The organism is Devosia sp. P3_B2 (assembly GCF_056402875.1).
The window spans coordinates 132,181-154,735 of record NZ_JBFUGO010000003.1; the positions used below are offsets into that span (position 1 = coordinate 132,181).

Annotated in this window: 15 protein-coding genes; 4 read left to right on the plus strand and 11 right to left on the minus strand. The window is 64.4% G+C overall.

The window, feature by feature from the left end:
• Genes AC1DV8_RS06195 through AC1DV8_RS06205 form a run of 3 tightly spaced genes read left to right on the plus strand, consistent with a single transcriptional unit; the run spans window position 1 to window position 4,870 of the window.
• Window positions 1-945 carry a carbohydrate ABC transporter permease gene (locus tag AC1DV8_RS06195; protein WP_477150887.1) on the plus strand — a complete coding sequence of 315 codons (945 nt, stop codon included), beginning with the start codon at window positions 1-3 and terminating at the stop codon, window positions 943-945.
• Window positions 945-1,763 carry a carbohydrate ABC transporter permease gene (locus AC1DV8_RS06200; protein WP_477156850.1) on the plus strand — a complete coding sequence of 273 codons (819 nt, stop codon included), beginning with the start codon at window positions 945-947 and terminating at the stop codon, window positions 1,761-1,763. Before AC1DV8_RS06195 ends, AC1DV8_RS06200 begins: the two co-directional genes overlap by 1 nt.
• An 11-nt stretch (window positions 1,764-1,774) precedes the next feature.
• Window positions 1,775-4,870 carry an alpha-mannosidase gene (locus AC1DV8_RS06205; protein WP_477156851.1) on the plus strand — a complete coding sequence of 1,032 codons (3,096 nt, stop codon included), beginning with the start codon at window positions 1,775-1,777 and terminating at the stop codon, window positions 4,868-4,870.
• A 27-nt stretch (window positions 4,871-4,897) separates the two neighbouring features.
• Here the strand turns inward: AC1DV8_RS06205 and AC1DV8_RS06210 are convergent, their stop codons facing one another.
• The 7 genes from AC1DV8_RS06210 to AC1DV8_RS06240 form a co-directional block, all read right to left on the minus strand.
• Window positions 4,898-6,391 (minus strand): HlyD family type I secretion periplasmic adaptor subunit, encoded by a 1,494-nt coding sequence (locus AC1DV8_RS06210; RefSeq protein ID WP_477156852.1) that lies wholly within the window; start codon window positions 6,389-6,391, stop codon window positions 4,898-4,900.
• 11 nt (window positions 6,392-6,402) lie between these two features.
• Window positions 6,403-8,130, minus strand: coding sequence for a type I secretion system permease/ATPase (locus tag AC1DV8_RS06215; RefSeq protein ID WP_477156853.1), 1,728 nt, complete (start codon window positions 8,128-8,130; stop codon window positions 6,403-6,405).
• Between the two features lie 79 nt (window positions 8,131-8,209).
• Window positions 8,210-11,224 carry a DUF5801 repeats-in-toxin domain-containing protein gene (locus tag AC1DV8_RS06220; protein WP_477156854.1) on the minus strand — a complete coding sequence of 1,005 codons (3,015 nt, stop codon included), beginning with the start codon at window positions 11,222-11,224 and terminating at the stop codon, window positions 8,210-8,212.
• 471 nt (window positions 11,225-11,695) lie between these two features.
• Window positions 11,696-12,523 (minus strand): carbohydrate ABC transporter permease, encoded by an 828-nt coding sequence (locus tag AC1DV8_RS06225; RefSeq protein WP_477156855.1) that lies wholly within the window; start codon window positions 12,521-12,523, stop codon window positions 11,696-11,698.
• The gene (locus AC1DV8_RS06230; protein WP_477150880.1) at window positions 12,520-13,422 is read right to left on the minus strand and encodes a carbohydrate ABC transporter permease; all 903 of its coding nucleotides are present in this window, start codon (window positions 13,420-13,422) and stop codon (window positions 12,520-12,522) included. The genes AC1DV8_RS06225 and AC1DV8_RS06230 overlap by 4 nt, the downstream gene beginning before the upstream one ends.
• A gap of 80 nt (window positions 13,423-13,502) precedes the next feature.
• On the minus strand, window positions 13,503-14,792 hold the full coding sequence (locus AC1DV8_RS06235) for an ABC transporter substrate-binding protein (protein WP_477156856.1): 1,290 nt from the start codon (window positions 14,790-14,792) through the stop codon (window positions 13,503-13,505).
• A gap of 189 nt (window positions 14,793-14,981) precedes the next feature.
• Window positions 14,982-17,297 carry a family 78 glycoside hydrolase catalytic domain gene (locus AC1DV8_RS06240; RefSeq protein WP_477156857.1) on the minus strand — a complete coding sequence of 772 codons (2,316 nt, stop codon included), beginning with the start codon at window positions 17,295-17,297 and terminating at the stop codon, window positions 14,982-14,984.
• Window positions 17,298-17,522: 225 nt separating this feature from the next.
• Here AC1DV8_RS06240 and AC1DV8_RS06245 point away from each other — a divergent pair, with 225 nt between their 5' ends.
• Window positions 17,523-18,551 (plus strand): LacI family DNA-binding transcriptional regulator, encoded by a 1,029-nt coding sequence (locus tag AC1DV8_RS06245; RefSeq protein WP_477150877.1) that lies wholly within the window; start codon window positions 17,523-17,525, stop codon window positions 18,549-18,551.
• Window positions 18,552-18,663: 112 nt separating this feature from the next.
• On the opposite strand, the gene AC1DV8_RS06250 is transcribed toward AC1DV8_RS06245, so the two are convergent.
• The 4 genes from AC1DV8_RS06250 to AC1DV8_RS06265 form a co-directional block, all read right to left on the minus strand.
• A complete protein-coding gene (locus AC1DV8_RS06250) occupies window positions 18,664-18,870 on the minus strand; it encodes a LacI family DNA-binding transcriptional regulator (protein WP_477150876.1) in 207 nt (68 codons plus the stop codon).
• Between the two features lie 12 nt (window positions 18,871-18,882).
• The gene (locus AC1DV8_RS06255) at window positions 18,883-19,905 is read right to left on the minus strand and encodes an ABC transporter permease (RefSeq protein WP_477156858.1); all 1,023 of its coding nucleotides are present in this window, start codon (window positions 19,903-19,905) and stop codon (window positions 18,883-18,885) included.
• A gap of 27 nt (window positions 19,906-19,932) precedes the next feature.
• On the minus strand, window positions 19,933-21,471 hold the full coding sequence (locus AC1DV8_RS06260; RefSeq protein WP_477156859.1) for a sugar ABC transporter ATP-binding protein: 1,539 nt from the start codon (window positions 21,469-21,471) through the stop codon (window positions 19,933-19,935).
• Between the two features lie 81 nt (window positions 21,472-21,552).
• On the minus strand, window positions 21,553-22,482 hold the full coding sequence (locus tag AC1DV8_RS06265) for a sugar ABC transporter substrate-binding protein (protein WP_477156860.1): 930 nt from the start codon (window positions 22,480-22,482) through the stop codon (window positions 21,553-21,555).
• Window positions 22,483-22,555 lie beyond the last annotated feature (73 nt).

A 22,555-nucleotide genomic window follows, 5' to 3' on the forward strand; every position in this document is an offset into this window, starting at 1 on the left:
ATGAGCACGGGCGACCTGACGCAGCTCAACAGACCGGCAATGTCGATGTCGACGAGGCTGCTTCGCCTCGCTGGCCGCACGAGCTGGCCCTACCTGCTGCTGCTGCCGACGGTCGCCCTGCTTTTCGCCTTTACGCTCTATCCACTGGTGCAGGGCCTGTGGATGAGCCTGTTCCGGCGCGGCCTGGTGGTCGTGGAACAAGTGCCGGAATCGATCCCCGTCTTCGTGGGGTTCGACAACTACCTGCAACTGATGACCGACAAGGACTTCGTCCTGTCGCTGGTGCGCACCGTGGTCTTCGTCGTCGTCGCCGTGCCGCTGCAACTGGCAGCGGCGCTTGCACTGGCGATGCTGCTCGCACCGCAGTCGCGGTTCAATTCGGTGGTTCGCACCATCGTGTTCTTCCCCTCGATGATCTCGGGCCTGATCATCGGCGTCATCTGGGCCTGGCTGTTCGCGCGCAATAGCGGCCTCGTCAATTATGGGCTCTCGCTCGTCGGCGTCCCGGCCGTGCCGTGGCTGGAACAGGACCAACTGGCCCAGGCGGCGGTCGTCGTGGCCTGGATTTGGGGCGGCGCCGGCTTCAACATGATGATCCTGATCGCTGGCCTGACCTCGATCCCCCGGGATCTCTACGAGGCCGCCGCGATCGACGGCACCAGCCGCTGGCGGATCTTCACCCACATCACGCTGCCGCTGCTCCAGCCCTCCGTCGTCGTGGTGGTGGTGCTGGGCGTCATCGGAGCCTTCCAAGTCTACGAGATCGTGGTCTCGCTGACGACTGGGGGACCGGGTCGCGCCACGGTGTTCCTGGTCCAGAACATCTACGAGACGGCTTTCAAGAAGCCCAATCAGGCCGGCATCGCGGCGGCCCAGTCGGGCGTGCTGTTCCTCATCCTGATGGTGCTGACCATCATCCAACTGCGCGTGGCGCGGAGACGCTGATGACCCTGCTTCGCTCACCCGGACGGATCGCCGCCTTCGCCGTCGTGCTGGTCCTGTTCATCCTGCCGCCGCTCTGGCTGCTGCTGTCGGCGCTGAAGCCGCAGGCCGAGATCTTCCAGTGGCCGCCCTCGCTCTGGCCCGAACACCTGACGCTCGAGAACTTCCAGAAGACGGTCAGCCGGGCCAATTTCGGCACCTATTTCCTCAACTCGGCTATCGTCTCGATCAGCTCGGCTTTACTCTCGGTGACGATGAGCGTGATGGCCGGCTATGCGCTCGCCAAATTCCGCTTCAAGGGTGACACGGTCATCTTCCTCGTGATCATGTCGGCCGTGATGGTGCCACTGCAGATCGTGCTGATCCCGGTGTTCCTGGTGCTGCGCGACCTGGGGCTGCTCAACACCCTGTGGGGCCTGATCATTGCGCCGGCCGCGACGCCGACCGGCGTGTTCCTGATGCGGCAGTACATCACCGGCATTCCGGACAACCTGCTCGAGGCGGCGCGCATCGAGGGCACGCCGGAATGGCGGATCCTGCTGCGCATCGTCGTGCCGCTGTGCCTTCCGGCGATCGGTACGCTGCTCGCCTTCAACCTTGTATGGCGCTGGAACGATTATCTGTGGCCGTTCCTGATCGTCGCGAAGCAAGAGCAATGGACGGTGCAGCTCGCGATCGCCAATTCCATCGGGCGGTTCTCGATCAACTGGCCGCGCCTCTTGTCGATGACCGTGCTATCGATCCTGCCGATGCTGGTGATTTTCATCGCGCTGCAGAAGACACTGATGAACGGGCTGATGTCCGGCGCCACCAAGGAATAGCTCGTCTCCATATGCGCTCGATCGCGACCTACGACCGCTTGCTCGCCGTGCTGCGCGAGCGCATCTTCACGCCGCTTGATGCCGAGGTGCCGCTGCGGTTTCGCCGCGCGGAGAACGGTGACCGGGCCCGCGCTCTGACGGAGCCTCGTGCCGGCTGGACGCCGGTCGACCGCGATCTCGTTTGGGGGGAGCCCGACGGCTACTACTGGTTTGCGGGGACGGCCACGATCCCCGCCGAGGCGGCGGGGCAACGCGTGTTCTGCCGCATCGAGGCGCAGTTCGGCTCGGTGATGGGGCGATCCGACCCGCAGTGCCTGGTGCGGGTGAATGGGCAGATCGCGCAGGGGGCCGATGGAAACCACCGCGAGTTCCGGCTGGCCGATGTGGCGGTGCCGGGCGAGAGGTTCGAGATCGTCATCGAGGCGGGGACGATCGAGGACCGGCGGCAACTGGGGTTCGCGTGCCGGCTGCTGACGCATGATCCGCTGGCCGAGAAGCTCTACTTCGACCTCAAGGTACCGCTCGATGTGGCGCGGCTGCTGAAGCATGACGATGCGCGGCGGACGCGGATACTGAACCACATCGACGAAGCGCTGAAGGCGATCGACCTGCGGCCGGGGGATGCGCCGCGCTTTGCCGCGAGCCTGGGGGCCGCGGAGGTCATTGCCGATCGCATCTATGCCGACGCGGACGCGGACGCGATGCCGACCATCGTCGCGACCGGGCACACGCATATCGACGTCGCCTGGCTGTGGCGGGTGCGCGAGACGCGGCAGAAGATGGCGCGGAGCTTTGCCACGGCGCTGAGCCTGATGGACGAGTATCCGGATTACCGGTTCATGTACAACCAGGGGCTGCTGCTCGACTACCTTGAACAGGACTATCCTGAGCTGTTCGAGCGCATGCGCGGCAAGATCGACGGTGGCCAGTTCGAGATCGAGGGCGCGCTGTGGCTCGAGCCGGACGTCAACATCACCGGCGGCGAGGCGCTGGTGCGACATATCCTCCATGGCGTGCGGTATCATCAGCAGAAGTTCGGGGTGACGCCGCGGACCGTCTGGCTACCCGATACGTTCGGCTACAGCGCCGCCCTACCCCAGCTGATGAGCCTTGCCGGGCTCGACATGTTCGTGACCCACAAGCTCAGCTGGAACGACACCAACCGCATGCCCTATGAGGCGTTCCACTGGCAGGGCATCGACGGCACCAGGGTGCCGGCCTATTTCCTCACGACGCAGAAATACGAATACGACGGCATCAACACGACGTACTGCCCGGACCTCGTGCCGAGCCATGTGCTGGGGACGTGGAAGCGGTTCAGCCAGAAGGAGACGCTGGACGAGCTGTTCCTCGTCTATGGCCACGGCGATGGCGGCGGCGGGCCGACACGGGCGATGCTGGAGAATGTGCGGCGCATGGAGCGCGGCATCCCCGGCTGCCCGCGGCTCAAGCACGACAAGATGGGGCCGTTCTTCGCCCGGCTGAGCGACAAGTTCAGCGCCGATCCCTCAGCGTTCCCGACCTGGGTGGGTGAGCTCTATCTCGAGTATCACCGGGGCACGCTCACCTCGGTGGCCAAGAACAAGCGCAACAATCGGCTGGCGGAGACGACGCTGCGCGAGCTCGAGCTGCTGGCGGTACTGGCGATGGAGCGCGACGTGCCCTACCCCACGGCCAAGCTGTGGGAGCTGTGGCAGATCGTGCTGCTGAACCAGTTCCACGACATCCTGCCCGGCTCCTCGATCGGCGCCGTGTATGAGGACAGCGACCGGGACTATGCGCGGTTCTTCGCCGAGGCGGAGACACTGAAGCGCGAGTTGGCGGCGCCGCTCGCGGGTGAGAGCGAACATCTGCTGCTCAACCTGCTGGCTCGGCGACGCTCAGCCTACGCGACGCTCCCCGAGGGAATGCGGAGCGTCGTCGAAAACGGAACCGCTATCCCGGCGCAGCGGATCGTGCTGGCCGACGGCTCGGCCGCCCACATAGCACCCGTCGACGCTGTGCCCCCGCTCGGCGGGCGAGCCGTCGCGCTGAGCCCCGCTACCGTCGAGCTGCCCAAGACCATCGGCCTCTCAGTGTCGCCAACCTCGCTCGAAAACGCCCGCCTTCGGGTCGAACTCGACGCGCAGGGCCGCGTTGTTTCGCTGTTCGACAAGCAGAGTGGCCGGGAGACCATTGAGGCCGGAACTGCGGCGAACGCCCTCTTCGCCCACCAGGATATCCCGGTGGATTTCGACGCCTGGGATATCGATGCCTCGTTTGAGGACAAGGTCTGGCCGGTCGACCGGCTCGTCTCCTCCGAAGTGGTCGAGACCGGCCCCTATCGCGCCGCTATTCGCCTCGAGTGGCGCTATGAAAGCTCGAGCATCGTCCAGATCGTGGCGCTCGAGCGCGATTCCGCGCGGCTCGACATCGACTGCATGGTCGATTGGCACGAGCACCAGACCCTGCTGAAGGCCGCCTTCCCGCTCGCCGTCCGCACCGACAGCGTCGCTGCCGAAATCCAGTTCGGCCACGTGACGCGCCCGACGCATCGCAACACCAGCTGGGATGTCGCCCGCTTCGAAACCAGCATGCAGCGTTGGGTGGATATGTCCGAGCCGGGCTTCGGCGTCGCGCTCATCAACGACTGCAAGTATGGCTACGATGCCAAGGGCAACATCCTGCGGCTGACGCTGGTGAAGTCCCCGGTTTTCCCGTGGCCCGACGCTGACCAGGGCCTCCATCGTTTCCGCTACGCCCTGTTCGTCCACGACGGCGACCGCGGCGCCGTCCACGACGAGGCGGAGGCCTTCAACCTGCCGCTGCAACTGATCGCAGGCGCCGCCGCTGGGCTGTCGCCGAATTCGGTCAGTCTGTTCGAAGTCCTCGGCGACGGGGTCTCTGTCGAAGCGGTGAAGAAAGCCGAGGATGGGAACGCTTTCGTGGTCCGGCTGTGCGAAACGCGCGGCCGCAGGCAAGCCGTGACCCTCGACTTCGGCGCCACCGGTCGAAAGGTCCGCGAGGCGAACCTGCTTGAAGCGCCCAGCGCGCAGCTGGCGGACAACGTCCATACGCTTGCGCTCACCCTCGGACCTTTCGAGATCCGCACGCTACTGCTCGGCTAGCGGTGGAACTGGAGCACGTCGCGCCGCCTACTGCCTGAAGCTGTGGTCCAGCGATGCCGTGATCGGGGCAACGAGGTAGTCGAACAAGGTCTGCTCGTCGCCCATCAGCATGATCTCAGCCGGCATGCCGGGGAGCATCTTGATGCCCGCGCCCAAGGCCTCGAGGCTGGCGCGATCGACTTCGACCTTGGCGAGGAAGTACGAGCCGCCGGACCGTTCATCGATCAGGCTATCGGCGGAGATCGAACGCAGCACGCCGTGAATCTGGGGCAGGTTGCGCTGCCGGTAGGCAGTCAGGACCACGCGCGCCGACATGCCGGGATGGACCGCGTCGATATCGATGGGCCGAAGCCGCGCGTCGATCACGAGCTTGGAGCCTTCGGGCACGATCTCGAGGATCGGCTCGCCCGATTTGACGACGCCGGACACCGTCGTGACGCGCACATGCATGACCGTGCCCGATATCGGAGCGACGATGACGGTTCGCGCCAGGATGTCCTCGCGGGAGGCAAGCTGGCTCGAAAGCTCCGCCAGTTCGCCGCGGACCGTGCTGAGGTCTTCGCTGGCCTTTTCGACAATGTCGTCACGCAGCGCCAGGAGCTGCATCTGGGTTTCGCCGATGAGCTGCCGGTTCTGGGCGATCGCCGCACGGTTGGCGGCGCGCTGAGCTTCAACATTGGCCGCTTCGCGCTGCAACTCGAGCAGGCGGGGCAAGCGCTCGAGGCCCTTGTCGTAGAGCTTCTTTACGCTCTGGGCCTCCTGCTCCAGCAAGCTGATCTGCTCTTCTTCTGCGGTGATCATTTCGGTGAGCCCGGCGATCTGCTCTTCGACCTGCTTGGTGCGCTGGCCGAGGATCTGCTCGCGGCCGGTCTGGGAGGTGCGACGGCTCAGGAACAGGGCTTTCTGGTCGTCGATGGCCCGCGCGTAGTCGACCTCTGGCATGGCGAGGAGTTCGGACGGAACGACGATCGCGTCGCGCCCCAGCGTCTCGGCGAGAAGGCGCGCCTCCAGCGCGCGCAGGTCGATATATCGGGCCCGTAGTTCCTGTCGGCGTGCCAGGGCCTGCGTGTCGTCGAGGGTCACCAGCGGATCGCCAGCGTTGACGATGTCGCCTTCCCTGACGTGGATGGTGCGGACGATCCCGCCTTCGAGGTGCTGGATGGTCTTTCGGTAGCCGTCGGGGCTGACAACGCCGGGGGCGATGGCGGCGCTGGCGAGCCGGGCGCCATAGGCCCAGGTGCCGAAGCCGCCGATCAGCGCCAGGGCCGCGATGTAGCCGAGGAGCCGGGGACCACGCGTCACGCGGGCCAGCTCGACCCGAGGCTTGGGTCGGCGGCGGCGGGTGCCGAGCATCAGGAGCAGCAAGCCGAGGACGCCGAGCGTCACCCCAGCGGTGGCGACGCCCTCGGGGGAGAGGCCCAGGTCCCGCACGGCTGCCCAGCTCTGGTCGATGAAGGGCACGGCTTGGCGCTGCCACCATTCGAGGGTCAACTGCCAGATCCTGGTCGGACTTTCAAACATTGCAGCACCTCCTACGGAGAGGCCTGGGGTAGCTTCCGTGTCGGCTCGGCAAGCCGCCGCGCACCTTGAGCCTCGGCGGGAACGGCGGCAGGCCGCAGCACCTCATCGCGATCGGCGAAGCGGACGACGCTGCCATTGCGCATGATGAGGATCCGGTCGACGGCCTGCAGGTCGACCGGCCGGTGGGTGACAACCACCACCGTGCGACGTCGGCGCTTCAGCTCGGCCAGCGCCTTGGTCAGCGCGAGGTCGCCGTCGCTGTCGAGGTTGGAATTGGGCTCGTCGAGCACCAGCACGGCAGGGTCGCCGTAGACGGCGCGGGCAAGTGCGATGCGTTGGCGCTGGCCCTGCGAAATCCGGCTGCCCTGCGTCCCGATATCGGTCTCGTAGCCGCCCGGCAGCCCCAGGATCAACTGGTGCACGCCGGCCAACTGTGCCGCCTCGACCAGCTTGTCGCTATCGAGCAGATGGAAGCGGGCGATGTTCTGGCCGATGGTGCCTGGGAACAGCTCGACCTGCTGCGGCAGGTAGCCGATGTGGCGGCCCAGGTCGTCCGAATTCCAACCGAACACGTCCGCGCCGTCGATGCGTACATGGCCGTAGCTCGGCCGTGCCGCGCCGACCAGCAGGCGGCAGAGCGTCGATTTGCCGGCGCCGGACGGGCCGACAATGGCGCAACTGGTGCCCGGCTCGAGGCTGAAGTTGATGTTGTTGAGGATCGGCTCGTGCCGCAACTGCGCTGCCGCATAGCTCACCGTCTCGACGGCGAGGCCGCCGAGCGGCCGGGGCAGTTGAACCGCCTCGAGGTCTCCGGCCGATCCTTCGAACAACGCCTTGAGGTTGCGATGCGCGGTCAAGGCGGCGAGCAACCGGCGCCAGGCGCTGATCGAGCGCTCGATCGGCGAGAGGGCTCGGGCGAGGACGATCGAGGCGGCGATCATGGCGCCACCGGTCAGCTGTCCCTGGATCACATAGTAGGCGCCGGTGCCGAGGATCAGCACCTGCAGCGACATGCGAATGGCGCGCGAGATGCTGACCACTGTCGCGGTGCCCTCAGCCAGATGCTGCTGGCGATCGCTGGCGGCGGCCTCGCGCTCCTGCCAGCGTTCGATGATCGGCTGGGCCATGCCGAGCGGCCCGAGCGTCTCGCCGCCGTCGATATAGCGGAGCGCGGCGTCGTGGTTGGCGCGCAGCTCGGCGGTCGTACGCTTCTGCGCCGGCCGCGTCGCGATGTCGTTGCCGACGGCGAGGCCGAACAGCACCAGCGCGCCGCCGATGGCGATGAGGCCCAGTGCCGGATGGAGCTGCCAGATGAAGGCGATGAAGATGAGCGCCCAAGGCGTGTCGAGCAGCGCCAGCGGTCCATCGCCCTCGAAGAAGGAGCGGAGGTCCGTGACGTCGCGTGGTCCCGCTTCGAGCCCGGCGCCGGCGAGGCGCGCCTCCATCGCCCGGCGGATCACCGGGCCGGACAGCTCGAGATTGATCCAAGCCCCGGTGCGGGTCAGCATCAGCCGCCGCGCGTGTTCTATGAGGCCGTAGACGATGATGGCCCCGAGAGTGCCGAGCGTCAGCCAGATGAGGGTATCGAGCGAGTCCGTCGACAGCACCCGGTCATAGACCTGGAGCATGTAGAAGACCGTGACGAGAAGCAGGAGGTTGGCGAGGCAACTGAAGAGGATGAGCGTGGGAAGCTGGCGCCTCACCCGCTCGATGATGGTCTGGTAGAGGGTCTTGTGCATTGCACAACCGCCTTGGCAGGACTCTTGCCGCAAAAGGCGCCGGCCGGGTTATCTCCCGGCCGGCGAGGCTTGGTTGTCGTCAGACGATGACGTTGCCGTCGTGGTCGCCGTCGATGCCGACGGTGAAATTGTCCACCGCGGTATCGCCGTTGGTGTCGAAGTCCTCGATCGTGACTTCGAAGTTGAGTTCCGCATCAGGAACGGTCGTCGACTCGGCGATGGCGAACTTGCCAACGTCGAACTTGCCCGCCGTTGCCTCGATCAAGGCCCGGTTGTGGAAGTCGTCGGTCGTCCACTCGACCGTGTAGCCATTCTTGAGGCCAGTCACGGTCGCGGTCGCGGTACCCAGGCCCGAAACATCGATGCCCATCACGGCCGGATCGGCATCCGCGTCGAACACGATGGGGTTGGCCTGGCCCGGCACGAAGACGCGGACCAGGATGATGTCAGGCGAAGGACCACCGCTGGTGGGATCGTTCAGCAGGTCACGGCCCTGGTCGGGATCACCCAGCCATGTCGTGATCTTCATCCCGGCCAGGACCTTGGGGCCGGCCTGAGTCTGCGAGACGGTGATCGATGCGGTATGCACATCCACGGTGCCACCCGTGTATTGGACATTGTCGGCATCGTCCGCCTCGGTCGAGGTCAGGCCTCCCGGTGCGCCGGAGAGGTAGTCGGCCACCGGATCGTCCACGTAGACGAAGTACGCAGCTTCCTTGGCGTCGAACATCTGGTTGTTCACACCGATGGTCGCTCCGGTACCGCCCTGCGAAGTGTGGATCACATCGCTCTTGTTGGTGTAGTTGCCGGCGGAGTTAAAGACCGGAGTCTTGCCGAACACGATGATCGCCGGATCGGTCGCGGATTCGCCTACGACACCAAAGAGGTTGGCGCCGGACGGCAGGTTGTCGAAGTCGAAGTCGATGTTGACCACGTTCGGGTCGTGCAACACGTCGAAGACGTAGTTCCAGTTGGCGGGGTCGGTATCGCTGTCATCCAGAGCCAGCTGGAAGTATGCAGTGTCCCCGGCGTCACCGATGGTCCCGTTGCCGTTCGTGTTCTCGTAGTAGACGACAGTCTGGTCGTCCTCCTGCACGCCGACCACCGTGGTGAAACCAAAATCGAAGCTCGGAGTGAAATCGGTGATCTTGACGCTCGCGCCGTCGTTACCCGGCACGGCGCCGAGCACGTTGCTGACGGAGCTGCCGATAGAGAAATCGACGGTGTCGCTGCTGATATCGCCGATGGCCGGACCGTCGTCCTCGAAGCTGAAGGTGTCGCCGATACCGACTGTGTGGTCGCCGGTGTCGCCGTCATCATCGGCGGCCGTGGCGGTCAGCGTGATGAGGTCGGCGGAAGCCAGCTTGGAGGGCTCGCCGGCTCCGTCCTCCTCAGGGTCGGCCGCGTCGTCGTGGGCGACTGCGCGGCTCTGGTCGAGCGTGACCTCGCCGGTGTTGAGGTCGACAGAGATGCGGAACACCTCGAAGCCGTCGGTTGCGGTGGTGCCGACTACGTCGCCGTTGTCCGCGTGGAGGAGGACCGCGTCGCCGGTCAACGAGTCGACGAGACCACTGTCATCGCCGTCCCCGCTGATGCCCAGCGCGTAGGTGACAGCATCGTCGTCGACAGTGCCGTCGTTGTCGCTGTCCTTGCCGCCGTCAGTGCCGAAGTCGACATCGAAGAGGTTGGCATAGCTCAGGGAGTCGTCAGCGGTGAAGTCGCTGTCGTCGACTGTGAGGGCAGGAGTGCCCTGGCCATCACCAACGGTAGGGCCGTCATCCTCGAACACGATCCGGTCGCCGACCGGCATGTGGCTGCTGGTGCCTTCGGTGATGGTAAAGCCGCCGATGTCGAACTTGCCGGCGGTACCTTCGATCTTGACGCGGTTGTGATCCGTGTCGGTTATGAACTCGATGGCGTAGCCATCATCGACCCCGGTGAGCGTGACCGTGGCCGTGCCCAGGCCCGAAACGTCGAAGCCGCTCACGGCAGGATCGGAGTCACTGTCGAATGAGGTGGTCACGCCGGCGATGGTGACGTTGACCATGATGATGTTCGGCGAAGTGGCCCCATCCGTCGGACCGGTCAGCAGATCACGCGCCGTGTCGGCGGCGCCGAGATAGGTCGTGAGCTTCATGCTGCCAGTGGTGTTGCCCTGGATTTGGGCAATCGTGAACTTGGCCGACTTCACGTCCAGGGTGCCGCCGGTATAGAGGGCGTTGTCGGCATCATCGGCCTCGGTTCCGGTGAGACCGTTGGGCTCCCAGCCCGACAGATAATCCGCGTTGACGTCGTTGACGTACGCGAAGAACGCCGCGTCCCCGGGATTGAACATCTGGTTGTTCATGCCGATGGTGGCATGGGGGCCGGCCTGCGACATGAACATCATGTCGCTGGTGTTGGTCGGCGCTCCGGTGCCCTTCAGATGAATATCGGCGCCGAAAATGAGGATTGCCGGACCGTCGGGGGATGGCCCCAGGGTCGCAAACAGGTTGCTGCTGGACGGCAGGTCGTCGAAATCGAAGTCGATCGTGCCGCTGCCGGCTACGTCGAGCAGCCCGCTGAGGTCGACCGGATCATCGTGGTTACTACTGTCGGGGTTGGTGATGGCCTCGAACTGGACCGTGGAGATCGTTCCGTCCGACTCGAGGTAGCCGGCGAGCACGATGTCGCCGTTCTCATCGACGCCGAGGAACATGAAGGCGCCGAGGCCGGAGGCTACGTCGGCGAAGAGGTAGATCGCCTCGCCATCGACGGTGGTAAAGTCTGCAAGGACGCCGGTGGTCGGGTCGGTCGGTACGCCGGCATCATAGGCCAGCAACGGGTCGCCATTGCTCATGACGAACCCGGTCAGGGTTGAACCGTCGGTGAGTGAAATGAAGTCGTTCTGTGCCGCGCCGTTGGCCTGGGCAAATGCATTGCTCAGGCTGAGCTGGCCGGCATCGAAGAGGCGCGTGGAAAAGGCTGCCGGCAGGTCGGTGTATACAATGTCGCTGTCGTTGTTGTCCTCATTGGCCCCCGGTGTTCCACTGTTTTGTAGCCCTGACGACTCGTCGAGAGTGACGTATTGGTCGTCTGTCAGAACGATTGCCATGATGACTGCTCCCTAAAGCGTTAGTGTGATTGCTCCTCGTTCCTATCTTTGACGCTTGGTAGTCGATGCGAGACACTTTGCATTCAACAGTCACCACCAAATAAAACATCGCCCCGGCGCCGATATCATCGGCACCGGAACTACACTTACGATGTGGCCTCTGGATTGTTTCAGAATACATCCGGCGTAGATCGGATGGTGCGGCCGAGAGATGTAGTCGTGCGTCTTGTGCTCGTTCCGCGATGCGGGCGCAGGCGCTCTCTCGGTATTCTTGGTTCACGCCGAACTACACGTATCTGCGCGAGATATACGAAAAATTAACCACGATTGCAATAGTGGCCGCATTTAGGCGGCCGCCTGGGTCGCGCGGCGGCTAGGAGCCGGGCCAATTCGGCGGCCGGTGAGACCCGGGCCCCGGGCTGCGGATCGGTAAGGCGCCAGGGCCGCTATTTCAAACTCGCTCGCACACTCCTACCCTTTGACCGCGCCTGCGGTCATGCCCGCGATGATCTGCCGGTTGAAGAATAGGAAGACGAGGAGCGGTGGAATGGTGATCAAGAGGATGTTGGTGAAGAGCAGGTTGTAGGACGTCTCGAACTGGCTCTGGAAGTTGTAGAGGGTCAGCTGCACCGTCGCGAACTGGTTACCCGGCAGGTAGTAGAGCGGATTGGTGAAGTCGTTGAAGATGGTGACGGTCTGCACCACGATGATCGTCACAGTCACCGGCCAGAGCAGCGGCAGGATCACCCGGAAGAAGACATCGAGCGGCCGCGCGCCGTCGATGATGGCAGCCTCATCGAGTTCGCGCGGGATCGTGGCGATGAAGGCTTTGTAGAGCAGCACACAGAACGAAAGGTGGTAGGCGACCTCGATCAGGATGAGCCCGTGCAGCTTGCCGAACAGGCCCAGCCCCTGCAGCACCCAGATGGTGGGGACGACCGCCGGCGGGATCATCAGGCCGGCAAGGATGAGGAACTCCACCAGCTTGTTGAAGCGGCTCCTCCTGCGGGAGAGCACAAAGCCGACCATGGCCGAGAAGATCACCAGCAGCGTCACGCCGGCGACCGTCAGGATCGTCGAGTTGAGGAAGGCGGTGATGAGCATCCAGTTACGCGTCGACGCGACCTCGACAATGTTCGCCCACAGGTTGTTCACCTGAGGCCAGGAGAAATCGAGAAGGGACGATTGCTGCTGGTCCTTGAAGGCCATCAGCACGATGAAGGCGAAGGGCACCAGGAACACCGCCGTCGTCACGATGATGGCGAGGACGCCGAGCCAATATTCCTTGATCAGCTTCATTCGTGGCCCTCCCGCCGGTTGAAGTATGCCGTCAGCGGGACGACCAGCAGTACGATGAACAGGAACAGGACCACGTTGCCCGCGGTGGAGAGCCCGTAGAAGCCCGACTGGTACTGTTTGTAGATGACCGAGGCGATGACGTCGGACGAAAAGCCAGGACCGCCTCGTGTCATCGTCCACACCAGCTCGAAGGTTCTGAGCCCGCCGATCAGGCTGAGCGTGACGATCGTCACTGTGGCCGGGCGGCAGAGCGGCAGCGTCACGTAGAGGAAGTTCTGGAGCTTCGACGCCCCGTCGATCCGGGCGGCCTCGAAGTAGTCCTTGGGGATCGAGACGATCCCCGCGATGTAGATCACGGTCGCCATGCCGACGCCCTTCCACACATCGACCAACGCGACGGAGATGAGCGCCAGGCGGGGATTGGTCAGCCAGTCGGGGCCCACGATGCCGATCGCCGCCAGGGCTTGGTTGATGGCGCCCTCAGTGGGGTGCATGAGCACGGTGAAGGTGATGCCGACGCCCACCGTCGACACGACCACCGGAAAGAAGATCACTGCCCGCAGATAGCCCCTGGCGATGATCTGCGAGGTCAGCAGCACCGCACAGCCGAGGCCGAGTACGACCTTCAGGCTGGCGCTGACCGCCGCGAAGACCAGCGTGTTGACCAGGCCCTGCAGCAGGAAGGGCTCGCGCAGGAACTGCGCGAAGTTGTCGAGACCGATGAAGGTGGCGTCGAACAGCGACCACCGCATCAGGCTGAAATAGAAGGACGAGGCGGTCGGCAGCAGGAACAGGATCACGTAGATCGCCGCCGCGGGCGCATAGAACCAATAGGGGTACAGCCCACCGGATTTGAATCGCCGCCTGGGCGTCGAACGTTGCGCCGCAAGGCCTGTCATCGACAAATCACTCATCGTCCACCAACTGCTTCACAAGGAGCAGCTCCGGACGGGTCCGGAGCTGCTGTCAGGCGGGATGATCACCAGCCGGCGAGACCGAGCTGCTGAGCCTGCTTACGGACGTCTTCGTCGTAGAGCTTGGCCCCCTCTTCGGCCGTCATGATGCCGGAGCCGACCGAGACAGTGATCTGCTCGAGCGCCGGCCCCTTGATGGGCGAGAGGAACTCGAGGGCCGGGGAGTTGTTGCCGCTGTCCCAGAACGGAAGCATGTCGGAGACGGCCGGCGCCGCGCCCTCGAGCACGCAGCCCTTGACCAGGAAGGGACCAGTGCCGCCGCCGGTGCTCTTGAGAATCTCGCAGCCTTCGGGGCTGACAACGAAGGCCAGGAATTTCTTGGCAGCATCGAGATTGGGCGAGTTCTTCGACACATATAGCGCCTGCGGCATCCACGCTGTAAGGCCGTTGTGCGAGGCATCATCGCTCGGCACGGGGAAGTAGCCGACGTCCTTCAACTGATCCGGATAGGTCGCTCCCATAGCACGCAGCGCACCGCTGATGATCGGGTAGTGCGCTCCCTCTCCAGTCGCCAGCATGCGGATGCCATCCTGGTAGCCGGCCGAGGCGAAGTCCTTGTTGAACAGGCCGGCCTTGAAGACCTGCTGCAGCTTCTGGAAGCTGCGCAGCGCTGCCGGGTCCGTCGCGAACTTTGCCTTGCCCTCAGTGTAGAGTGTGGCGAAATCCGGCTCGGCAGCCTGGACGTTGTAGAAGTCGGCGAGGATCAGTATCTGGCTGGTCCAGCTGTCCTTGTAGGTCTGGATGATCGGGGCGACCTTGCCGTCCTTGAGGATCGCCTCATTGTTCGCGATGAACTCGTCCCAAGTCTTGGGAACCGAGAGGCCAAGACGCTCATAGATCGGCTTGTTGTAGAGGATGCCGCCAGCCGAGGCCGTGCTGAACGGCGCTCCCACGATTGCGCCCTCCGGCGTCGAGACAACACGCTTGAACGTCTCTTGCACATCGGCCTGCCAGGGCTCGTTGCTGAGATCGGCCATGAACTGCCCGGGATTGAGCGCCCTCAGCAGCGAGCCCGAGTTGTAGGTGAACAGGTCGGTGATCGTGCCGGTCGCGAGGCGGGTCTTCACTAGGTTGCCCCCTTCCTCGCCGCCTGGCCTGGTTTCGATCTCGACATTGACGTCGGGGTTCGCGGCTTCAAAGCCGGCCACCAAGGCCTCGAACCTCGTCAGCACCTCGGGTGAGTTGTCGACGAGCAGCGATACGGTCACCTGCTGCGCGTGCGCACCTCCCGCGATCAGCGTCATCGCCAACAAGCTGGCGCCTGCCAGCATGTTGCGGATCAGTGGTCTAGCCATTCAATTCCTCCGTTGTCTCCTCGCGCCCCCGTTCGGCCCAGGGTCGGTCGCAGTTGCGGTTGCCGCGGGCGCACCGAGGCGCCCATCCCTGCTCCACCCCACGCTTCTTATCGAGCGCATACCTGCTTGGCTTAGCCTACAAACTCAAAGTGTGCAAGGTTGCACATTCAACGTTGCACGTGATTTGCGTCAGGGCATGTTGGCGGCAAGCAGGGACTCACCGACCAGTTGCCTGCCAGGTATGGCGTATTTGAACACGGCAACATGCTTGCCCGGTCCGACGATGGCGTCGACGCCCGCCATGATCGACGTGCCATCGAGTTCGGCATCGCGGTATTCGAGCGATAGCCGCAGCGTGCCGCGCGCCCCTTCGGGCACGACGAACTCGTAACGGACCTCGTCGCCAACCAGCGTCCAGGAGGCCGAAATCCGGCCCCGCACCGAGTCGTAATGGGCAGTAACCGGGGACAATCCATCCACGATGGTCGGAGAAAAGACGATGCTCTCAAAGCCCGGCGCTGTGTCGTCGGGGCGGAACCCGGCGACACCCTCGAGAAGCCACTCGCACACCGCCCCGAAGGCGTAGTGGTTGAACGAGTTCATCTGCGGATCGTAGATCGTGCCGTCGGCGCGGATGGCATCCCAGCGCTCCCAGACGGTCGTTGCCCCCATGCGCACCTGATAGAGCCAGCCGGGCACGTCCTCCTGCAGGAACACCTCACCGGCAAGGGCGCCCTCCCCTACCTTCACCAAGGCCGGAAGGAGGGCCGGCGTGCCGATGAACCCGGTTCCGAGCCGGCCGCCGGTCCGCATGATGGCGCTCCGGAAATATCCCGTCGCCGCGGCGATCTTGTCGCTTGGGACCAAGCCATGGAGCAGCGCCAGCGCGTAGGACGTCTGGTCGTCGTAGGCGAGTCGGCCGGATGGCGTGACGAACTCGTCGCGGAAGGCAGTTTCGACCTCCGAACGCAGCGTCGTCAACCGCGAGGCGATACTGGGTTCGCCGACGAGCTCGGCCGCGCGAACGGCAATACCGAGGCTGATGTAGAGATAGAGCGTTGCAGCTGCATCATCGCCGATGGTCGGCAGCGGCTTGGAGCTGGGTCCCTTGGGCTGCAGCCAATCGCCGAGGCAGAAGCCCCGTGCTCCCGGGGTCGCAGGCGGCCGCACGATCCCGTCCCGGGTCAGCGACCAGACGAAATCGATCCACTTGACCATGGCAGGCAGCGTTTCGGCGAGGATGTCCCTGTCGCCATATTGGAGGTAGAGCCGCCACGGGATGACGGTGATGGCGTCGCCCCAGCCGGTCGAGCCGTACTGCATGCGCTTGCCCGGCTTCACGCGCACAATGTGTGGGGACGTGTGCGAGATGGCGCCATCCGGCGCTTGGTCGATCATCAGCTCGCGCACATACTTGACGAGGAAGTCGTGGCTGTCCGCGAGATAGCAGGCGGTGCCCGCGAACACCTGCGCGTCGCCGCTAAAGCCCAGCCGCTCGTCGCGTTGCGGGCAGTCGGTCGGCACGTCGATGAAGTTGGAGCGGTGGGACCAGATGGCGTTCTGGAAGAAGCGGTTCACCAATGGGTTGCCGCTCGAAAAAGAGGCGGTTGCCTGGGGGACCGAAGATATCGGCACGGACTGGATGCGCGTGATGCGCGCGGAGCCTTTGATCGTGACCCGGGCGTAGCGAAAGCCCTGATAGGTGAAGTGCGGGCTATAGCCAGCGAGCCCGCGCTCATTGACCTGCAGCCTGATGATGGCCTCGGCGCTCCGGTAGTTGCCATTGTAGAACTGCCCGTGCTTGTCGAGCACTTCGGCGTGCTCAATCAGGACCTCGGACGGCCCATCGGCCGCGAGCGTAAGGCGGACATATCCGGCCGTGTTCTGCCCGAAGTCGTAGAGGGTGCGGCCCTCGCGATCCTGCCATTCCTTAACCGGATCGAGCGGCTCAAGCTCTCGCACCGGCTCGCATTCATGCGCGATGAGCTTGCCGGGATCGAAATCGACAACTTCGACGCCTTGCTTCACCTTCGGCGTCAGCGTCGCATCGAAGATCTCGCCGAAATAGATCTGGGACTTGCGGATGGGCGTCTCTCCGCTCGTCCACTGCCCGTCCGTGCACACCACTACGTCGGCGAGACCTGTCCCGCCCCTGATCTCGGCGATCGCCGAAACCCTGGTGCCCCAGATGTTCTTGCGCCGCTCCTCGATCCACATCAGCGGGGATCGATACCAACCGTCGCCGATCCAGATCGTGATGGTATTGGCGCCCTCCTTGAGCAGGTGGGCGACATCGTAGACCTGGTAGGAGAGCCTCGCGTCGTAGTTCGTCCAGCCGGGCGTCAGCGCATCCTCGCCCACCCGTTGGCCATTGATGAATGCCCGGTAGAGTCCCAGCGCCGAGATGCGGAGCACCTCGTTTCCGTTGAGCCGAGAGACGCTGAATTCGCGCGCGACCTGGCTCGCCGGGGTGCCCTCTCCGCCATCGGCCAGGGGGCGGATCATCCTGGCTGCCCAACCTATGGCCTCAATGCCCTTCGCCCCTCTGATCAACTCGACCTCCCAACCACTCAAAATGAGAAAACGTGCAAGGTTGCACATTTGGTCGTGTAACGTCGTTCGGGTGGGATTACAACGGGTCCAGTCCCTGGGACGGCAACGGACGCCGTCAGGGCTCGCCATTTGCTGAGAATCCACCGGGTCTGCTATCGACAGCGGAGGGGACCCGAGATGAACAAGATCGAGCAGAAGCGAGGCGGCCCGGCAAAGAGCAAGCCGAAGCGTGTCACCATTCTTCAGGTGGCCGCCGATGCCGGCGTGTCGTTTGCCGCCGTATCCAAGGTTCTGCGCAATGCCTATGGCGTGAGCGACTCGCTTCGCGAGCGGGTGAACGCTTCGATCAAGAAGCTGGGCTACACCCCCAACACCGCTGCCCGCGGGCTGCGCGGACGATCCTTCGTCGTCGGTGTTGTCTTTCCCGACATGCGCAACCCCTTCCTCGCCGATATCTTTGCCGGCATCAGCGCGGGCTTCGAACGTACGCCCTACCAGACGGTGCAAGGCATCGCCTCGCAGTCGAGCGAAAGCGACCTCACGCAGGCAATGATCGACATGCAGATGGACGGGCTCATACTCGTTTCGAGCAGCCTGTCGTCCGAGCAACTCACCGAGCTTGGGAGCCGTATCCCCATGGTGGCCATCGGCAATCGTCCGCTCGCTGCGACGACGTTTGACACGGTGAACAATAACGACGAGCAAAGCGGACGATTGGTGGTCCAGCATCTCGTAAAGCAGGGTGCTGAGCGCATCGCCATGCTGAGCCTTGAACACCCCACGGCCATGCGGATGCGAGAAAGCGGCTACCGGCACGAGATGGAGGCCCAGGGGCTCGCCGCCCGCATCAACACTGTCCGCACCGAGCAGACCCCCAGGGGGATCTATGGCGGCATGGAAAAACTGCTGGAGAGCGCACCGCAGGCGATCTTCTGCTGGTGCGACGCGGTGGCCTTCGAAGCGATCAGCCATGCGCGCTCAAGTGGACTCCGTGTTCCAGAGGACCTGGCCATCGTCGGCCACGACAACACCGTGTACTGCGCACTCGATCAGAACAGCCTGACGAGCGTCGACCAGTCGGGCGAACAGATCGGCACACACGCTGCGAGGTTGCTCGTCGAGAGATTCGAGGGGCGCACCGAAACCGAACAGATCCTGCTGCAGCCGCGGTTGGTGGTGCGCCGGAGCAGCACCCTGGGCGGATGAACAGGGACTGCAGGCCGGCCACAACAGTGCGGTCTCGTCGCGGCGTCCCGAATGGGCTGGCGATTTTCGGGCCCACGATCCTGACACCTGGTGCGCCGGAGGAGCGAGCCGACTAGAGGTCGGATCCCCTTCTTTCATCGACCAGCCTGATCTTGCGCTGGTTGATCTCCCGCACGGCAGAGATGACCCGCGTGCGGGTTTCATCGCTCACGCTGGTGCCCTTGAGGGCGCGATGCACCGTGCTCTCGGCGACGCCGACGAGTTGAGCGATTTCCTTGATCGTCCCAAGGCGCTCGATGCCCAGCGCGGGTTCGAACATGGCCCCCTCCGCCTACTTCTTCCGGCGCTGCCGGTACTGGTCGACGATGACCGCACCCACGATGATCACGCCCTTGATCATCTCCTGGTAGAACGCGTCGACCCTCAGGAATGTGAAGCCGGAGATCATCGTGCCGAGGATGATCATGCCGATCACCGTGCCGAGGATGGAACCGCGCCCGCCGGCCAGTGACGTGCCGCCGATCACCGCCATGGTGATGGCGTCGAGCTCGTTCATCACCCCCATGCCGGCCTGGCCGCTTTGGGCACGGGCCGCGGTCATCACGCCGGCGAGCCCCGCCAGCAGCCCGGCGATGGCGTAGACCTTGACCAGGTGCCGCTCGATGTTGATGCCCGAGACGCGCGCCGCCTGCGGGTTGGCGCCGATGGCATAGGTGAACTTGCCGTAGCGGGTATAGCGCAGCTCCACGTGGAAGATGGCCGCGACGACGAGCAGCACGACGACCGGCCAGATCCAGGTACCGATAAAGGTGAACTGCTCGGTGAGACCGGAAACCGGCTTGCCGGTGGTGTACCACTTGGCGACGCCGCGAGCCGACACCATCATGCCCAGCGTGGCGATGAATGGCGGTATCCTGGTGTAGGCGATGAGGGCGCCGTTGATGACGCCGGCGAGGAGCCCGAACAGCAGCCCTGCCCCGATCGGGATGACGAACGGCAGGTCCACCAGCCCGGGGTAGACCGGTGTCGGCCACGTCGACGACTGCGCAAGGCTGGCTGCGACCATGGCGGTGGCGCCGACCACCGACCCGGAACTGAGGTCGATGCCGCCGGCAATGATCACCTGCGTCACACCGACGGCGATGATGCCGAGCACCGAGACCTGCAGGATCATGATCTGCAGCCGGGCGGGGTTACCGAGGAAGCTCTGGTGGACGAAGATCCAGCCCAGAGCCTCGAAGATCAGCGCGATGCCGACCAGCACCAGAAAGATGCTCAGTTCGGTGGGCAACCGCCGCCTGCGCTGCGCCGCTGGCCTTGTGGCGGCCGTCGCACTCGCGTTCTCAATGCTCATCGTTTTCCTCCCTCTCGAGCGCCCGCCTCAGCGCGACGCGAGATCCATGACCTTGACCTGGTCGGCGTCGGCGCGATCGACGAAGCCGGTGACCCGCCCCTCGTGCATCACCATGATGCGGTCGCTCATCCCCAGCACCTCCGGCATTTCGGACGAGATCATCAGCACCGCGACGCCCTGCCGGACGAGGCCGGAGACCAGCCGATGGATTTCCGCCTTGGCTCCGACATCGATGCCGCGCGTCGGCTCGTCGAGGATCAGGATCTTGGGATTGGTGAGCAGCCAGCGACCGATCAGCACCTTCTGCTGGTTGCCGCCCGACAGGTTCTCGACCGTCTCGTTGAGGCTCGGGGTCTTGACCCTGAGCGTCTCGGCCATCTTCTCGCAGGCGTCGATCACGCCCCGCTCGTCGACAAAGCCGAGCCTGACAAAACGATCCTGCAGCACGGCGACCTGCATGTTCTCGAGCACGTCGAGAATGAGCAGGCACCCGGTCTCCTTGCGGTCCTCGGTGAGGAAGGCCATGCCGTGCCGGATCGCCTCGTTGGGCGAGCTGATCGACAGCTGCTTGCCATTGATCGCGATCGTGCCGGCCGTGGCCGGCGTGACGCCGAACAGCGTTTCGGCGACGTTGGAGCGGCCGGAGCCGACAAGGCCGGCGAGGCCGAGGATTTCACCCGAGCGGATATCGAAGCTCACGTTGGAAAATACGCCGTTGAGCGTGAGGCCCTTGACCGAGAGCACCACCTCCCCGATTGGCACATCCTCCTTGGGGAACATCTGGGTGATCTCGCGACCCACCATCATGCGGATGATGTCGTCGCGGGTGATCTCGCTCGAGGCGTGCGTGCCGATGTAGCGGCCGTCGCGGAACACCGATACCTCGTCGGCGATCTCGAACAGCTCGTTCATCTTGTGCGTGATGTAGACGATGCCCTTACCCTCGGACCGCAGCGCGCGGATGATCTCGAACAGGTGCTCCACCTCGCGCTCAGTGAGCGCCGAAGTCGGCTCGTCCATGATCAGCACATCGGATTGGTAGGAGACGGCCTTGGCGATCTCGACCATCTGGCGGCTCGCGACCGAGAGCTCCTGCACCTTGATCTCGGGATCGATCGGGATGCGGAGCCGCTCCAGCAGCTCGCGCGTCATGTCGCGCATCTTCTTGTGGTCGACCATGCCGAAGGCGCCGAGCGGCTCGCGGCGGATCCAGATGTTCTCCGCCACCGTCATGTAGGCCATCAGGTTGAGCTCCTGATGGATCATGGCAATGCCGTTCTCGAGCGCATCGAGCGGGGATACGAGCCGGATGTCCTGGCCCTTGAGCCGCACCTCGCCCGTATCGGGCTGATAGATGCCGGCGAGTATCTTCATCAGCGTCGACTTGCCCGCGCCGTTCTCGCCCATCAGTGCATGCACCGTGCCGCGCTTCAGTTTGAACTGGACGTCGTCGAGGGCCAGCACACCCGGGAATTCCTTGCGGATCCCGCTCACCTCCAGCAGGAACTCGGATTGCGGAACCGCGCCGCTCTCGCGGACTGCCCTCATGGTCGTCGGACTGAGCATGGAATTTCCTTTCCATCCAGGCGGGGAAAGAAGGGACGCATGCGGCTCGCACGCGTCCCCAGTGCGGGAGGAGAGATCCCGTTAGTTCTTGGCCTGGTAGTCCGCGAGATTGGCGGGGGTCACGAGCTCGAACGGGATCCAGACTTTCTGGTCCACGGCTTCGCCACGCGCCAGCTTGAGGGCGGCATCGACCGAGCCCTGGCCCTGGCCGGCAGCGTTCTGGAACACGGTGACGTCGAGATCGCCCGCCGCCATGGCCGCCAGCGCGTCCTGCGTGGCATCGACGCCGCCGATCACCACCGAGTCCATGGCTCGGCCGGAGGCCTTGAGCGCCTGGATGGCGCCGATCGCCATTTCGTCATTGTTTGCGACGACCGCATCGAACTGCAGGCCGGCCGAAAGCCAGTTGGTCATCAGGTCGGAGCCCTGGGTCCGCGACCAGTTGGCGGTCTGCTCCTCGACGATCTTGAGGCCCGAGCACTCGGGCGCCGCCAGCACATCGTGCACGTCGGCGGTGCGCTGTACCGCGGCCTGATTAGAGAGCTCGCCCATCATGACGACGATGTTGCCCTTGCCACCAAGAAGCTTGCAGACCTCCTTGGTCTCGAGCGTGCCGCTATCGACTTCGTTCGAGGCGACGAACGCGGCGTTGTCGGGCAGCGCGTCGACGTCGATCGGTTGGCGGTTCACATAGACCAGCGGGATCTTGGCGTCGGCGGCAAGCTTGGTCATCGCCGCGGTGGCCGAAGTATCCACCGGGTTGACGATGATGGCGTCGACGCCGGAGGCGATGAAGTTCTGGATCTGGCTCAACTGCTTGGCCACATCGTTCTGCGCGTCCTCGACCTGCAGGTTCACCCCGTCGAGCGTTTTCGCATAGTCGATCATGCCGTTGCGCAGCACGGTGAGGAAGTTGTCGTCGAACAGAGCCATGCTGACGCCGACATTCTCGGCCATCGCGGTTCCGGTCATCAGTGCCAGCGCGAGGCCGGCCAGAATGGTCTTCTTCAATTCGATATCCTCCACTTTGCGGCGTCCGGCGGCGCCTGAACATGCCGGAGGCCCCCCTCCCTGAGGGCCCGGT